We start from the raw sequence: 15330 nt of genomic DNA, 5'->3' as shown, positions 1-15330 counted from the left end.
TTTACCCTCTGTTGATTCCACGATGAGCGTTCGGTGGTGACGCCTGCGGGAACAGCGCGAGCCGAAGATCCACTTGGTTAAGTGATCTTCTTGACCAAGTTAGCTGAGGCCGTGCCCGCGGCAAGCATCCACCGATAAGCGATTCGTGAGAATCAACAACAAACTTTAAAATCTCTTCTAGATTAGAAAGGACTTTTTCAGTGGCCTCGTAACAAAGACGGAGTTTTTTGTTCTACTATTGGAAGGAGTCCGAAGGCTTGGATTCTGCAGGTTTTCGATTGTATGTATAGGGCCATTCTGATGCCAGCATGCCGTAAATCACATGATCAACAAAACGGTCATTCAGCCACTCTGCTTGTCGGATACGTCCTTCTTTGACAAATCCTAACTTTTCCGGTATCGCTCTGCTCTTTCCATTTTCCGCTGCTGCTCTGATTTCGATGCGGTTTAAATCAAGCCTGTCAAAACCGTAACTCGCCAATGCTTTTACGGACCGGGTCATGATTCCCTTCCCTTGATGATTTTCACCAAGCCAATAACCAATTGAGGCACTTTTATTGTGCCAATTAATTTCGTGAAAACCTATTACTCCTGCAATTTCCCCGTGGAATAAAATAGCCGTTGTCAGGCTCTTGTTTTCTGCGAAGCGTTGTAACCCTGACTGAATGAAAGCTTTTGTATCCTCCGCTGCGGTAGTTCCATCAACCCATCGTAAAAATTCACGCAGGTAATCCCGGGAGCTGTTTGTCAACTCAAACAGTTCCTCTGCATCGCTTAATTCCATCAATTTCAATTGAATCTCTTCGTCCACCTGGTAAGTAAACAAACCTCTCTCCCCCTTCGAATAAATCTGTTTAGTTAACTCGAAGATGTGTTTCAATTAGTTTAACACAATGGCTATTAGCTGCAATCCTAAAAATTTTTTCCCCACTACAAAACGATCCTTCACATCAGCAATACCTGGTTTTTTTACGGCGATTGTCCCCCCTTTTGAAACAATCCCAAACAAAGAGGACCTCCATGCACTCGCAGAGGTCCAACCAATTATTATTCTTTTACCTTGAGCAGTCGAAGCCCATTAAGCGTCACAATCAAGGTGGCACCCATATCTGCAAAAATCGCCAACCAGAGCGTCAGCCAACCGGGAATGACCAACAGAAGTGCGGCGAGCTTGATCAGCAAAGAAAAGGAAACATTTTGTTTAATGATCTGTAACGTCTTTCTGCTTAGTTTCATGGTGAATGGAAGTTTTTCCAAATCATCAGCCATCAACGCAATATCTGCTGTCTCTAATGCCGTGTCAGTTCCGGCACCTCCCATAGCGATTCCTACCGAGGAGGCGGCTAATGCGGGAGCATCATTGATCCCATCGCCGACCATAGCAATCTCCCGATTTTTTTGCATATGCTTGATAAAAGCCAATTTTGCTTCAGGCATTAGCTCAGCCCGGACTTCATTGATTCCCAGCTGTTTGGCAATCTCCTTAGCAGTTGCTGTATTGTCCCCTGTCAACATGATTGTTTCTAATTTTCTGGCATGAAGCTTGCCTATTACTGCCTTACTCGACTCTCTGATTCGATCAGCAACAGCTAACAGACCAAGCACTTCTTGAGCTGTACCGAGTACCAAAACGGTCTTCCCTTGCTGCTGCAGCGTCAAAATTTGCTTGGAGATGTCCTCTTGTATGTCCATCATCCCCGAAAACAAGCTAGGGCTGCCTAAAAAGTATTCTGTATCATTTACGAAAGCTTTCACGCCTTCTCCTGTCATAGACAAAAAGCCTTCCACAGGAGTATCGTGATATGCTAATAATTCATTGTCCGCCTTGCGGGTTATGGCAGCTGCTAAAGGATGCCCGGATTTTTGTTCCACAGCGGCCGCGATAAGCAGTATCTCCCTTTCAGTTTGCCGGGAAAGAGACACTAGATCGGTTACTTCCGGAGTCCCCTTTGTCAGCGTTCCTGTTTTATCAAAAGCAACCGCAGAAATAGTTCCAGCTTTTTCCAAATAAACGCCGCCTTTGATTAATACTCCATACTTGGCAGCGCTTCCGATCGCTGTGACGATTGAAACAGGAGTGGAAACAATCAACGCACAAGGACATCCCACTACCAGAACAGCAAGTCCTCGATACAACCAATCGTGCCAATTTCCCAAGAACAGCGGGGGGACGATTGCTAAAATCAAGGCAAACAAAATGATAGCGGGAGTATACCAGGCTGCAAATCTGTCAACAAATGCCTGGGATGGAGCCCGTTCCGCTTGAGCCTCTTCCACTAAGTGAATGATTTTGGCAAGCGTCGTATCTTCTGTTCGCTTTGTCACTTCGACTTCTACAAAACCATCCTCATTCAAGGTACCCGCATAAACAGTTTGGCCGCTTTCTTTTAATACCGGAATCGACTCCCCGGTTATTGCTGCTTGATTTACGGTAGCGCTCCCCTTAATTACGATCCCATCCATCGCGATTTTTTCCCCGGGCTTTACCATCATTACATCCTTTATTTGTATGTCCTCCACAGGGACTAGTTGTTCTTTTCCTTCTCGTTTGATCAATGCCTGCTTTGGGGCAATATCAAGTAATGATCGGATGGATTCTCTTGCTTTCTCCATCGAATAGGACTCCAATGCTTCGCTGACGGCGAAAAGGATGACAACAACTGCAGCCTCTCCCCACTCTCCGATTGCAGATGCTCCGATTACCGCGACTGTCATTAACGTCCGCATATCGAATTGAAAAGCTGCCAAGTTTTTTAATCCTTGGAGCAGGAGCTTATATCCTCCTATTAAGATCGAGGCACCATACAAAAGAACGGGAATAAATCCATGTTCCAGTTGCATGTTTCCGGCAATCCAAGCAGCAGCCAGGAGTAGGAATGCAAGCAAAACACGTAGAGTGGTTTCCTGTTTCCAGATGGAAGGACGTTCCTGGTCCATCCGTTCATGTTCAGGAATAATTTTCAGGTTTTCAAACGCGCCTGCCTCTTCTAACTGTTTATCAGATGCATTTCCATACACGGTCAGTTTAGCAGCACCAAAATTCACGGTAGCATCAGAAACACCATCCAGGTGTTTAACGTTCGTTTCGAACTTTCCAGCGCAGCCAGCTCAGGTAAAACCTTGAACACGATAAACCTTTTTTTCTTCCCCACTTGCCAGATTAGCATCCATCCGGCAACCCCCCTTTTTGTTCAAAGGATTGAACGAGTAATTGGACCATAGATTCATCGGTCAACGAATAAAACGCAAGCTTTCCTTCTTTACGACAGGCTGCGATTCCCATCTTGCGAAGCGTCCGTAAATGATGGGATGCAGTTGCCACGGAAGTACCAATGATATTCGCTACATCACAAACACACAGCTCTTGTTCCTGAGATAAAGCGAATACAATTTTAGCGCGGTTTTGATCTGCCATCACTTTGAAAATCTTCACTATCTCTGATATATCTTCGTTTTCCATTTTACTTTTCACACGAGTAACTGTTTCCTCATTATAACAATAAATATCACAACGATCTGCCGACATAGCATCACCTCATTCAAATGAATATTTGAGTATAATTCTATTTTATCTAAAACCCCAATAACATTCAAACAATTATTTGAATGTTAAGAAAACAGGTACGACCTCCCCCTTCTTAAAAGGATGACAGCGACTGCCAATCCTGTTAACTATAAATCCCGCCAACAAAAAAAAGCCCCCCATCCGGGAAACTTTTTTAGTAAACTATTCTGCTGTTATCGTTAATCCAGCGGTCAACAGTGCTTGTTTCAGTGAACTATATGTTCCGGAACTTTCAAAATCAACCCCTAATTGAACAGCTGTCTGTGCCACTTCCGGGCGAATTCCGGAAATGGTAGAGGAAATACCGAGCAATTTCAACAGACTGGTCAGCTGGTAAATTTGCTGGGCGATCATCGTGTCGATTGTCGGCATACCGGAAAGATCGATAAACAAATGCTCAACCTGGTTTTCCACACATTTTTTCGGAATAGTTTCTATAACAACTTGGGCACGATGCGAATCCAATTCTCCTATCAGCGGGACGATTGCCATGTTGTCAAACACCGGGATGATAGGGGTGCTCAATTCATGAATCAATTCCTGCTGTGAGAAAAGACGCTGCCTGGTAATCTGGAAGTAAACCTCGGTAAACTTTGTCACCATTTGATTAAAGGCCGATTTAATTTTGTGATTCCACTGCAAGATATCCTGCTTGCTTACGATTTCATCATATTCTTCAATAAAACGGTGGACAAATTCCATAAAGATATATTCAGCCTTGTTGACCGCTTCGATCACTTCATATATAGGCGTTTCTGAATTGACTCTGCTTTCTCCGATCGTTTTAGCCCATACATCAATCTGCTGAATTATCGTTCCTTCATCGGCGAGCAATGAGCTGCTTACTGCCTCTATCGTCATCCTATTTTGTTCGCGAAGCATGTTTTCGGTTTGATGATCTGCATAAAGGGAATACAAGGAGCCTTTTGTATCCTTCCTCGTACGAAGCCAGTTATCGGTAATCTGATCCGCATGATCCATTAAAAAATGATATAATAATTCATCCTGTTTGGACATTTTCACTACCCCCTTTCAAACATTTAGTACCTAAATCTTTTTTACTACGCTTTTTCGACATCCTTTCTTCCTCCTCAGTTTATCACACCTGTACCAGTAAATTAAAAGGGTATAGCCTTCCTCTGGAATAGTGCAAAAAAAAATAAAAATCAGGATGAATGTAATCGTTTTCTGATATAATAGATCTATAAAAGGAGGTTTTTTTAATGGGACAAAAGCCTTTACACTATGATGGAAGCGGAAAGCCGCCGATCATGCCAGAGAAATCGACAGCAACTCAGCCTATTCAGATATCTGCTGAAGCAAGAAAGAATATTAGCGGAAATCCGTATATACCAAACTAAACAACCTCGAAGGACTAACCGAAAAAACGGCTAGTCCTTTTTTATTGACAGTGGCCCGGCTCATGTTTTACTATGATACCTTGAATTGAATATCTTTAATTCAAAGTAATGGATAACGTATGTTTTTCCATTTTTATTTACAAACTAATTGTATCAAAAACAGAAAGGTGAGTTTAATGGCCCAAGTACTATACATCACAGCCCATCCACACGATGAAACACAATCGTTCAGTATGGCTGCCGCACAGGCATTCATGGAAACCTATAAGCAGGAAAATCCGCAAGATGAAATCGTCCCAATCGATTTATATAAAGAGAACATCCCTTATATCGATGCCGATGTTTTTCAAGGGTGGGGAAAGCTTCAGTCTGGAAAAGGATTCGAAGAGCTTTCCAAAGAGGAACAGGATAAGGTCGGCCGTCTATCGGAGTTAAGTGAACAGTTCATCAAGGCAGACAAATACATTTTCGTCACACCGTTTTGGAACTTCTCTTTTCCTCCATTGATGAAAGCATACATCGATTCCGTAGCCGTAGCGGGGAAAGCATTTAAATATACAGAAGAAGGACCGGTTGGTCTTTTGACGGATAAAAAGGCTCTCCACATCCAGGCGCGCGGCGGTATTTATTCAGAAGGACCTGCGGCAGAACTGGAAATGGGACATCGCTACCTCAGTATTATCATGAATTTCTTTGGCGTTCCTTCCTTTGAAGGATTGTTTATCGAAGGCCATGCAGCAATGCCTGACAAAGCAGAAGAAATCAAAGCAGACGGCATTGCCCGCGCAAAAGAATTGGCACGCACTTTCTAACTATCTAGGCAAAAAAGGCAGACCATGGTCTGCCTTTTCTTTATGTGAGGTATTTTTTATATACCTTGTTTCCTTCATAGCTGAATAATGCTGCCTTATCTTCGACCACCGTCTCCAGATGGACGTTGCGTCCCCAAAGCTCGTAAATGTACGGAAGGGTCCGTTCCAAATAAATCAGATCCAATTCTACTCCTTCGAAGTGATGCTTTAAATAAAGCTCTCCGTTCCGCAGGTAGTCTCCATTCTGGACCGTAATATAAGGAAAACCGCCATTCACACGCATGGTGATTAGCTGATCCCTGACCGCTTCCCAGCTTTTATCGGTAATTTTGTATTCATGGCCTTGTTTTTGGAATAAATACATATCCTCCCGCTGAACAAATTCCTTTGTCATATAGTTTCGTATGAACGATATGTCCGATTCGATTTCCCTGACCTCAAATATTTTTTCCCGTCCTTTTCCTGGTTCAGCTCCCCATTTGATCATTTCCTCGCTTGGATTGTTGAAGCGTTCTTCTATGTCCTCGAACATTTTCACCCCTAAGTAGTAAGGGTTGATTTGGGTTTTGGAAGGCTGAACGACACCTGCGTTCAATTTAGCAAATTCCAATGACTCATCACTGGTCAGGTCCATTTCGCGAAGAATACGTTGATGCCAATAGGATGCCCAACCTTCGTTCATGATTTTCGTTTCCAGCTGCGGCCAGAAGTAAAGCATCTCTTCCCGCATCATGGTTAATATATCTCGTTGCCAGTCTTCCAGCGTGCGGCTGTATTCTTCTATAAACAAGAGCAAATCCTTTTCCGGCTTTGGAGGAAAAGCCTTTTTCTTTTTCTTCGGACGATCAATGGTTGAAGACTTGTCATCTAATTTCCATAAATCATCGTATGGGGAGGATTTTGTTGGGGTCTCTTCTTCCTGATCGTCCTTTTCCCAATCGAGCTTTGGTTTGATCATCCTTGGATCAATATGCTCCTGAATGGCAAGGACGGCATCAAGAAACGATTCCACTTCCTCCTGACCATGCTCTTTCTCGTATGCAGCAATTCGCTCTGCTGTGGCCGACATGCTTTCTACCATGTCTCTGTTCGTATTTTGGAAACGTATATTATTTTTAAAGAAATCGCAGTGTGCCAGCACATGAGCAACAATCAGTTTATTTTGGATCAAGCTGTTAGAGTTGAGCAGGAAGGCGTAACAGGGATTTGAATTGATGACCAGTTCGTAAATCTTGCTCAGCCCAAGATCATATTGGAGCTTCATTTTGTGAAACTGTTTGCCGAAGCTCCAATGAGAAAATCTTGTCGGCATTCCATATGCACCAAATGTATAAATCACTTCGGCCGGACAAATTTCATAACGCATTGGATAAAAATCAAGCCCAAATCCTTCGGCGATTTCCGTTATTTCATCTATCGCTCTTTCCAGCGACTTCTGGTCCGCTTGTTTCAACAATGATCTCTCCTTTGTGGTGGTGTTACATCAATATATGTGCGGCCATTCTCAATGATGTAGGGAAAGAAGGAAACAAAGGGGCTGCATGTACTGTCTCCCCTTTTATTTAACGGAAAAGTTCAGTCTGAGGCGACGCAAGCGGGGTTCCTGATTTCGATGACGTAGCTTCCTAATCTTATAATAAAAAGTCCGGAAGTAGCTCCCGGACATTTTTATTACATCATTTTATTGTATTTTTTAAACCTCCGGAGTTGGTGTTGGTTCCGGATAACCGTTATCTTGGTACGTATCGTCTATTGTTTTTCGTATAGTCGAAATATCCGCACCCTTCTCGAATTCATTTATCGAATATACGGCCGTATCGATACACACTTGGCATCCAATCCCATGTGTATCCCAAACTACTTCCCCATTATCTTTTATTTCGTGAACGAAGCAGTCATGATTGTCTTTATGCCCTACCTGTTCGTCACCACATCCGCAGTAGCATGGTATTTGTTCAAGCAGTTCTTGATGTTCGGCAGCAGACTGGTATACCATTTGCAAGCCTTCCGAGGCCTCATTCAGGAATTGCGGGAGTTGATTTGTCCCTGCGGTCAATTCATGGTTAGGCGCAAGTTGTTCCTTCTCTTTTGCTTCCTGGCTGCCGCAAGCTACTAACAAAATCGCCACAATTAGAATTCCAAAATAAATAACGATTTTCTTCACGTTTCTCTCCTCCTTGGTATAACCTCATTATAGCTGGTCTTCATCATTTCGTAATATCACCTGGCAAGCTTTCATAAAACGTTCACATGGAAACAAGACCGGAACAAAAAGCCAAAGCAAAACCGAACGATGATTCGAAAACTTAAGCATTCGAATACTCGTCCGGCTCTTTTATTTAGGCTCTTTTCTCAGACATTGTTGTCTAGTTTGCACTCATTTTATTGAGACATAGTAAGACATTCAGTTTATGTGGATATCTCCACTCGTATCAAGATGCGGGATAGTCCGATGCTGCGGAAAAACACTCGCTTTCCGTGGGGAACGCTTCAGCCTCCTCTCTGGCAAAAAGCGCCAGTTGCGGGGTCTTCAGACTGTTCCTTTCCCACTGGAGTCTCACATTTTTCCGCAGCTTGGTATTTGTTTCTAGATAGAAAGAGGGAAAATCAAACGAGTTTAATACCCATGTGAATTTAAGGATGGCCTTCATTACTTCATATAGTTAAGGCCCAGCTACCTGGTTTAAAGCGACGTATCTTTCACCTGATTCCAATAATAGACGAGTGTTTCCATCCCTTTATCAAAGCTTTCCAATGGAAAACTTTCATTAGGGGAATGCAGTCGGTCTTCAGGTGTTCCGAAGCCAAGCAGCACTACAGGCATATGGAAGATCGAATCAATCGACTCCACAACCGGAATCGATCCGCCAAGGCGGGCAAAGACTGCTTCTTTCCCAAATGCCTTTTGGAGAGAGTCGCCTGCTGTTTTTATCAAGGCATGATCCGGATTAACTTTATATGCTTTAGCAGATAGTGGCTCTGGCTTCACATCCATCGTCACACCTGCCGGCAAATTTTTGCGCAGGTGGTCGATGACCAACTGTTGAATGTGATCCGGATCCATACCTGGAACTAGACGGCAGGTCAGCTTCGCGGTAGCTGAAGCAGGAATGATTGTTTTCGTGCCCTCACCCTGATAACCACTATACATGCCGTTGATTTCCATGGTCGGCCTGGCCATCATGTGTTCTTTGGCGGTAAATCCTTTTTCCGACACTGTTTTTTCTACTCCAGTGGTCTGTTGATAGTTTTCTCCTGGTACATCAGCAATGAGTTTGCGCTCATCCTCGGTCAGTTCTTCTACCCCATCGTAAAACCCTTCTACTTGGACAACTTCCTGTTCATCCTTTAACGAAGCAAGCATATGCGCCATTGCCATCGCCGGATTACGGACAACTCCGCCATAAATTCCGGAATGCAGGTCACTGGAAGGACCGTGAACGGTGAATTCCAATCCGGTGAAGCCTTTTAGTCCGTACAACACGGTCGGTTGGCCGGTATCGACCATCCCTGAATCCGAAATGATGGCAAAATCGGCGGAAAACTGGTCCTTTTTCTCTTCCAGTACTTGATAAAGGTTTTCACTGCCGATTTCTTCTTCCCCTTCTATGCAAACTTTGATGTTAACGGGGATCGATCTTTCGGTTTTCATATAGGCTTCGAATACGGCAAGATGCATAAATACTTGTCCCTTGTCATCACTCGCTCCGCGAGCGTACAGCCTGCCTTCCCGTATTTCCGGTTTAAACGGTTCACTGTCCCACAATTCCAGCGGGTCTGCAGGCTGCACGTCGTAATGACCGTACAACAAAGCAGTCGGAGCCTCATCGCCAGCACCGTTCCATTCTCCGTAGACCAGCGGATGTCCTTTCGTCTCCTGTACCTCCACCGTTGAAAATCCGATTTCAGTTAAATAATTAGCCACAAATTCGGCAGCTGCCGCCACATCTTGTTTATGTACACTGTCGGTGCTAACACTTGGGATGGATAGAAACTCACTTAATTTATCCAACAAACGCTCTCTATTATCTTGTAAATATGCTAAAACCTTTTCTGACATACTAGTCCATCTCCTTTGTCCATGCTGATTTTATTTTAGCATAATTTTTCAGGCAATAGGAAAAGGGCTGCCCCCCTATAGCCATCGTATGACCATCCCGGGGACAACCCTTTTTTAAATAAAGCAGATTTCGTTATACCGAAAACTATTTTTCCATCGCTTGTTTAAGGTCGTTAACCAGGTCTTCGCCGTCTTCGATTCCGACGGAAATACGAATCAATCCGTCGGTAATACCCAATTCAAGCCTGCGTTCTCTTGGAATGGAAGCATGCGTCATTTTCGCCGGTACCGAAATCAAGCTTTCCACCGCTCCCAAGCTCTCAGCAATCGTAAAGTATTTTACCTTGGACAACACTTGGTCCGCTTGTTCGGAACTGCCTACATCAAAGGAAATCATGGCTCCGAAACCGTCAGCCTGCTGTTTGGCGATGTCATGGCCCTTATGATTAGGAAGACCGGGATAATAAATGGTGCTTACTTGGGGATGGTTTTGCAGAAATTCCACCAGCTGCTGGGAGTTTTTTTCCGCTGCTTCCATACGCAGTCCCAAGGTCTTGATTCCACGCATTAACAACCAGGAGTCCTGTGGTCCAAGCACACCGCCGACAGAATTCTGGATGTAGTGAAGGTCTTCTGCCAATTTGTCGGAATTCACAACAACCAAACCGGCTACAACGTCACTATGACCGCCCACATACTTGGTTGCACTGTGAAGCACAATATCTGCACCAAGGTCGATTGGCTGCTGCCAATAAGAGGTCGCGAACGTGTTGTCCACAATCAGTAAAAGATCGTTTTCCTTGGCGATTTCCGTCATTTTTTTCAGATCGGTGATTTTCAACAGCGGGTTGGTTGGTGTCTCGATATAAAGTGCTTTTGTATTCGGTTGGATAGCTGCTTTCACTTTCTCCGGGTCACTGGTATCGACAAAAGAATGATCAAGCTTGAACCGGTTCAATACGCCAGTCATTAATCGGTACGTTCCACCATAGACATCATCGGTCATGACAATGTGGTCTCCACTATTCAATAACATCATAACGGAAGTAATCGCCGCCATACCAGAACCAAAAGCAAATCCGGCTTTCCCATTTTCCAACTCCGCTATGGTTGTTTCCAAAGCGTGTCGGGTCGGATTACCGGTACGGGAGTACTCGTATCCGGTGTGTTTTCCTGCCGCCTCTTGGGCATAAGTACTCACCTGATAAATTGGCACGGAAACGGCGCCTGTTTTTTCATCCCCTGTAATACCTGCATGAATTACTTTTGTTTTGGACTTCATTATACTCCTCCTTGGTAAATACGTTTACTCAAATATCGCTCACTGCTGTCAGGAAAAATCGTGACAATGTTGGTACCTGGTTTGGCCTCCTGGGCTTCCTGTAAACCAGCATAACAAGCCGCCCCAGAGGAACTACCCACCAGCAGTCCTTCCATGGCCGCCAGTTTTTTGACATATTCAAAGGCGAAGGTATCGGGGACAGTATGGATGGCATCAAAATAAGCGCGGTCCATATAATCCGGGAGAAACTCCATGCCAATCCCTTCTGTTTTATGGGGTCCGGGTTCTCCGCCGGCAATCACCGAGCCCTCCGGTTCGACGATGGCTGTCTTCATATCCGGGTTTTGCTCTTTTAAATAGCGTGCAGTCCCCATGAATGTTCCGCCGGTACCTGCTCCGGCAACAAATACATCCACATTTCCCTCGAGATCCTGCCAAATTTCCGGACCGAGCGATTTATAGTAAGTTGCCGGATTTGCGTGGTTTCCAAATTGTTGTGGTGAATAACTATTCGGTGTTTCCTTGACCAGCTGTTCCGCTTTAGCGATTGCCCCACGCATTCCTTCCTCGGTGGGAGTGTGAACGATGGTGGCTCCCAACGCCTTCATTAATTCCTGCTTTTCAATGCTGAATTGCTCCGGAACGCAAAATATAACCGAAACGTTTTTATCAATCGCAGCTAATGCCAGCCCAATACCGGTATTGCCCGCTGTTGGCTCGATAATGGTTCCACCTTCCGTTATTTTGCCACTGCGAAGCGCATCACTGATCAGCTCTTGGCCTAAGCGGTCCTTAATACTGCCGCCAGGGTTATAAAACTCTAACTTCGCAAAAAAACGAACCCCCTCGGGAAGGGGGAACTTGGTCAATTCAACTAATGGGGTGTTACCGATCAATTCCTGCACATTTCGATAGCGAGTCATATCGGTCTCCCCCCTATTCTGCGAAAACTTGCTGCCATTCGTCTTTCTTTTCGAGCATGTCGGCAGCAATTTTTTGAGCTCCTTCTAAGCTGTGGTTGGCAGCCCAGCCGCATTGCACCTCGTTGCAGGCTGGCACTTCAGTTGCTTCCAGTACATCTTTCAATGTTTTTTCCAACGCGTCCAATACTTCTTCATAGCTGTCATTGTTTAGAATGGCTAAATAAAAGCCGGTTTGGCAACCCATTGGTCCGATATCAAGTACATTATCGATATGATTGCGAATGTTTTCCGCCATCAGATGCTCAATGGAATGCAATCCTGGCATTTCCATATGTGCTTTATTCGGCTGACAGAAACGGATATCATATTTATAAACCTTATCACCACTTTGACCTGTGGTTACTCCCACTAGGCGGACATAAGGTGCTTTTACTTTCGTATGGTCAAGGTTGAAGCTTTCTACATTCATTTTTTCCGGCATATTTCTCCACTCCTTTGGTAAAGTTACTGCTTTTCTGCAATCATGAGCCAAACAAACTGATTCATTTGTTTAAACGTAACATAAAAACCGTTTTCTTCAAACAATGTTTGCAGTACATCGAGCATCGGGTAATATTCGGTCGTTAAGTCATACAATAAATCTTCATACCCGTTTTGTTTTGCCCGCTGATGAATCTGCTGCTTCGCTTCTTCGTTTTGATAAGCTGTATCGGCAAAAACGATTTTCCCTCCGGCGGGTAGCAGCTCCTTAAATCCTCCAATCGCACGGCCTTTTTCCTCATCAGTCAGATGATGGAAAGCATACGTACTTACAACCGTCGAAATCGGGATTTCTAATTCAGGATAGGATAAAAAATCCCCATCCAGCACTTGCAAATCTGGAAATTTCTTAGCAGTTGCTTCCCGCATTGCCTGTGATGGCTCAACGCCGATCACCTTGTGACCGGCATCCAATAGCTTTTTGGATAGATTGCCTGTACCGACGCCAAATTCCAGAACATTTCCACTGGAATGTCTGGTAACTTCTTCTAGTATTGTATCATATTTATCAAATACAGCACGATACTGAGGATCATGACCTGTTACTGTTTCATCATAAGAGCCAGCCCACTCATTAAATAAATCGATAAATTCACGGCCCATTCATTTTCAACTCCCATTTTTTAATTCATACTAATACACTATGTTTTATTGGGATTATCGGTAATAATATAACACATTAAATGGGCTTAATCAATTACGATTCATTATTGAGAAATACAGTTGGCGAGGTTTCGCATCCTTTTCGCCAACAATAGAAAAAACGGCCAGCCATCAATATGGTCAGCCGTTTTCACATCCCACGGAAACTCCTATCGATTTTGTGGGAAAATTCGTCGTGTCATTTCACCAAATTCTTCAAAGAAGCCCTCGACCGGTTCGCCGTTCCTTACGTCCTGAACATAGTCATTGGACAGGTTAACGAAATCAGGATTTGTCGAAACATAGACATTGTCCACGTTGTCATCGGCTTCTCTCACTACTTTAGCGACTTCTTCTTTGATTTTGTCGCTCACTTGATTATTGTCTCCACCATTGTTGTTTCCGTTATTGTTATTGTTTCCGTTGGCGCCGAAATTGGCATTGTTGCCGTCATTGCCGTTATTGTTTCCACCGGTATCATTGTTATTTCCGCCGTTACCATTGTTTCCTTTTGTTCCTTTGTTCAATTCGGCAGCTACGTACACATTGTTGCCAGTAGTCAATACATAAGCACGGTCGATGTCGTCAACTTGTTCTGCAATCCGGTTTGCCAGCTGCTCGTCGACATCGTACCGATTATTATTATCGTTTTGATTCCCCTGATTGTCTTGATTATCATCGTTTGCCATATTGCGATTATCGAGCCAACCATCATCATCAGGAGCATTCCCACGGTTGGGATAATCTGTCGTGTTGTTAAAACGAGTCTGTTGGACCCCGTTATCATTTGTACCCTGTCCTGTTTGGTTGCCGTCATTATTGTTGCACCCCATCAGCATTGCGGTACCCAATAAAGTGACGCCTAATGCTTTCCATTTCATGGTGTGTAGTCCTCCTTCTATTAGGTTTAATGCTAGTATGGTTCAAGAAAGAAGGTTTATGCGCTTCTACACGCACCAATCGATGGAAAAAACAATTCGTTTTTGTCGTTGTTTCCCTGTTTTAACGTTAACAATTACCAAGCCCTCCAAAAACGCACGTAAATTGTTTCAAACGTCTCAGGCAAAACTAAAAGCAACCCTTTAGAAAGAGGGATGAAAATGGTTATACCTGATTATGACAAAGCGCTGTATTATACTCTTTGGGGACAGTGGGACGATTTGCTCGTATTAATGGTGCGGACCAAGGATGATTTTTTAGCGAAGAAGATTGAAACCTTCCTTCACGCATTTCACTATACAGGAAGCGAGCAAAGCGTTATCGATTCACACGAAAATCTGCTCCATTATATCGACCATGCCATGGCACATACACCGTCTATCGAAATCGAGTTATAAAAAGAGGCTGTCCCGCTGGAAACAACCGAACGGGACAGCCTTTGTTATGATTTTGCAGTAAGATTGGTTAGGAGTGCTTTCTACGTACGAGGGTATTGCTGGCATAGCGGATGCAAATACATTTCATCTATTACCATATGTTTCGGTGCTTCCACCATATAACGGACAGCCTCTGCCACTTCATCGGCTTTCAACCAATCCGTTTTAGCGGCTTCTCCTTGCTTGGTGTCGCCAAAATTCGTATCCACTAAACCTGGATTAATCGTACTGGCACGAACGCCGTACTGTTGCAATTCTTGGGCGACTGATCCGATAAATCCTTGCACTGCATATTTGGTCGCTGTGTATAGCGATCCTTTTTCCGGCAAGGAATAACGAGCGACATCCGATGAAAGCGTCACAATCGTACCAGACTGCTGCTGCTTCATGATAGGTGTCACTGCTTTTGTATAAAGAAATACCCCCTGAACATTTACTTCAAATGTTTTTTTCCATTCTTCAACCGTTATATCCTCCACTTTTTTTGATACTCCCACGCCAGCGTTATTTACCAAAATATCGACGGCTCCAAACGCTGTCTTTGTGGCCTGTACTACCTGCTCAACTTCTAATTCTTTGGTAACATCGGCACGGAACGAAAAAATATCCTGATAGCCTTCATCCTCCAAATCCCGCTTGGTACGATGAATTTCATCCGAACTACCTGTGATCGTCAGCTTCACCCCATGTTTGGCAAGCTCGAGTGCAATTGCTTTGCCAATACCCCGGGATGCTCCTGTTACAATTGCTACTTGTCCATTGAGCATGT

The 15330-nt window shown here is 44.1% G+C and carries 17 protein-coding genes; 3 read left to right on the top strand and 14 right to left on the bottom strand.

From position 1 onward, the window contains the following. Window positions 1–235: 235 nt before the first annotated feature. The 5 genes from BN1067_RS01230 to BN1067_RS01215 form a co-directional block, all read right to left on the bottom strand. A complete protein-coding gene (locus BN1067_RS01230; RefSeq protein WP_053217116.1) occupies window positions 236–826 on the bottom strand; it encodes a GNAT family N-acetyltransferase in 591 nt (196 codons plus the stop codon). 54 nt (window positions 827–880) lie between these two features. Then, window positions 881–1009, bottom strand: coding sequence for a hypothetical protein (locus tag BN1067_RS20365; RefSeq protein ID WP_267893592.1), 129 nt, complete (start codon window positions 1007–1009; stop codon window positions 881–883). A gap of 38 nt (window positions 1010–1047) precedes the next feature. Then, window positions 1048–3171, bottom strand: coding sequence for a heavy metal translocating P-type ATPase (locus BN1067_RS01225; protein ID WP_110943241.1), 2124 nt, complete (start codon window positions 3169–3171; stop codon window positions 1048–1050). Further along, complete coding sequence (locus BN1067_RS01220) at window positions 3161–3526, bottom strand: ArsR/SmtB family transcription factor (protein ID WP_053217114.1); 366 nt, start codon at window positions 3524–3526, stop codon at window positions 3161–3163. The genes BN1067_RS01225 and BN1067_RS01220 overlap by 11 nt, the downstream gene beginning before the upstream one ends. A gap of 201 nt (window positions 3527–3727) precedes the next feature. Then, a complete protein-coding gene (locus BN1067_RS01215; protein ID WP_053217113.1) occupies window positions 3728–4582 on the bottom strand; it encodes an STAS domain-containing protein in 855 nt (284 codons plus the stop codon). A gap of 206 nt (window positions 4583–4788) precedes the next feature. On the opposite strand from BN1067_RS01215, the gene BN1067_RS19685 reads away from it, so the two are divergent. After that, entirely contained in the window at window positions 4789–4926 is a 138-nt protein-coding gene (locus tag BN1067_RS19685) for a hypothetical protein (protein ID WP_199868438.1), read from the top strand. 176 nt (window positions 4927–5102) lie between these two features. Continuing rightward, window positions 5103–5738: an FMN-dependent NADH-azoreductase gene (locus BN1067_RS01210; protein ID WP_053217112.1), complete on the top strand. Its 636-nt coding sequence runs from the start codon at window positions 5103–5105 to the stop codon at window positions 5736–5738. Between the two features lie 40 nt (window positions 5739–5778). Here the strand turns inward: BN1067_RS01210 and BN1067_RS01205 are convergent, their stop codons facing one another. The 8 genes from BN1067_RS01205 to BN1067_RS01170 all read right to left on the bottom strand — a co-directional run bounded on the left by BN1067_RS01205 (window position 5779) and on the right by BN1067_RS01170 (window position 14066). Next, window positions 5779–7191, bottom strand: a complete 1413-nt coding sequence (locus BN1067_RS01205; protein ID WP_053217111.1) for a SpoVR family protein — start codon at window positions 7189–7191, stop codon at window positions 5779–5781. A 240-nt stretch (window positions 7192–7431) separates the two neighbouring features. Further along, window positions 7432–7902, bottom strand: a complete 471-nt coding sequence (locus tag BN1067_RS01200; RefSeq protein ID WP_053217110.1) for a PCYCGC motif-containing (lipo)protein — start codon at window positions 7900–7902, stop codon at window positions 7432–7434. 519 nt (window positions 7903–8421) lie between these two features. Then, entirely contained in the window at window positions 8422–9798 is a 1377-nt protein-coding gene (locus BN1067_RS01195; RefSeq protein WP_053217109.1) for a dipeptidase, read from the bottom strand. Window positions 9799–9943: 145 nt separating this feature from the next. Beyond that, window positions 9944–11080: a bifunctional cystathionine gamma-lyase/homocysteine desulfhydrase gene (locus BN1067_RS01190; RefSeq protein ID WP_053217108.1), complete on the bottom strand. Its 1137-nt coding sequence runs from the start codon at window positions 11078–11080 to the stop codon at window positions 9944–9946. Then, window positions 11080–12003 (bottom strand): PLP-dependent cysteine synthase family protein, encoded by a 924-nt coding sequence (locus tag BN1067_RS01185; protein ID WP_053217107.1) that lies wholly within the window; start codon window positions 12001–12003, stop codon window positions 11080–11082. Before BN1067_RS01185 ends, BN1067_RS01190 begins: the two co-directional genes overlap by 1 nt. Before the next feature lie 13 nt (window positions 12004–12016). Then, on the bottom strand, window positions 12017–12484 hold the full coding sequence (locus BN1067_RS01180) for an S-ribosylhomocysteine lyase (protein ID WP_053217106.1): 468 nt from the start codon (window positions 12482–12484) through the stop codon (window positions 12017–12019). 23 nt (window positions 12485–12507) lie between these two features. Then, complete coding sequence (locus BN1067_RS01175; RefSeq protein WP_053217105.1) at window positions 12508–13146, bottom strand: class I SAM-dependent DNA methyltransferase; 639 nt, start codon at window positions 13144–13146, stop codon at window positions 12508–12510. Window positions 13147–13355: 209 nt separating this feature from the next. After that, complete coding sequence (locus BN1067_RS01170) at window positions 13356–14066, bottom strand: YhcN/YlaJ family sporulation lipoprotein (protein ID WP_053217104.1); 711 nt, start codon at window positions 14064–14066, stop codon at window positions 13356–13358. A gap of 219 nt (window positions 14067–14285) precedes the next feature. On the opposite strand from BN1067_RS01170, the gene BN1067_RS01165 reads away from it, so the two are divergent. After that, complete coding sequence (locus BN1067_RS01165; RefSeq protein WP_053217103.1) at window positions 14286–14522, top strand: YhdB family protein; 237 nt, start codon at window positions 14286–14288, stop codon at window positions 14520–14522. Window positions 14523–14602: 80 nt separating this feature from the next. Here BN1067_RS01165 and BN1067_RS01160 read toward each other — a convergent pair whose 3' ends face one another. Next, entirely contained in the window at window positions 14603–15328 is a 726-nt protein-coding gene (locus BN1067_RS01160; protein WP_053217102.1) for an SDR family oxidoreductase, read from the bottom strand. Window positions 15329–15330 lie beyond the last annotated feature (2 nt).

Origin of the sequence: Virgibacillus senegalensis (genome assembly GCF_000821245.2) — a bacterium.
Taxonomy (GTDB): Bacteria; Bacillota; Bacilli; order Bacillales; family Amphibacillaceae; genus Sediminibacillus; species Sediminibacillus senegalensis.
The sequence above is the reverse complement of the archived record's forward strand: the minus strand, read 5'-3'. Positions and strand labels throughout refer to the sequence as shown.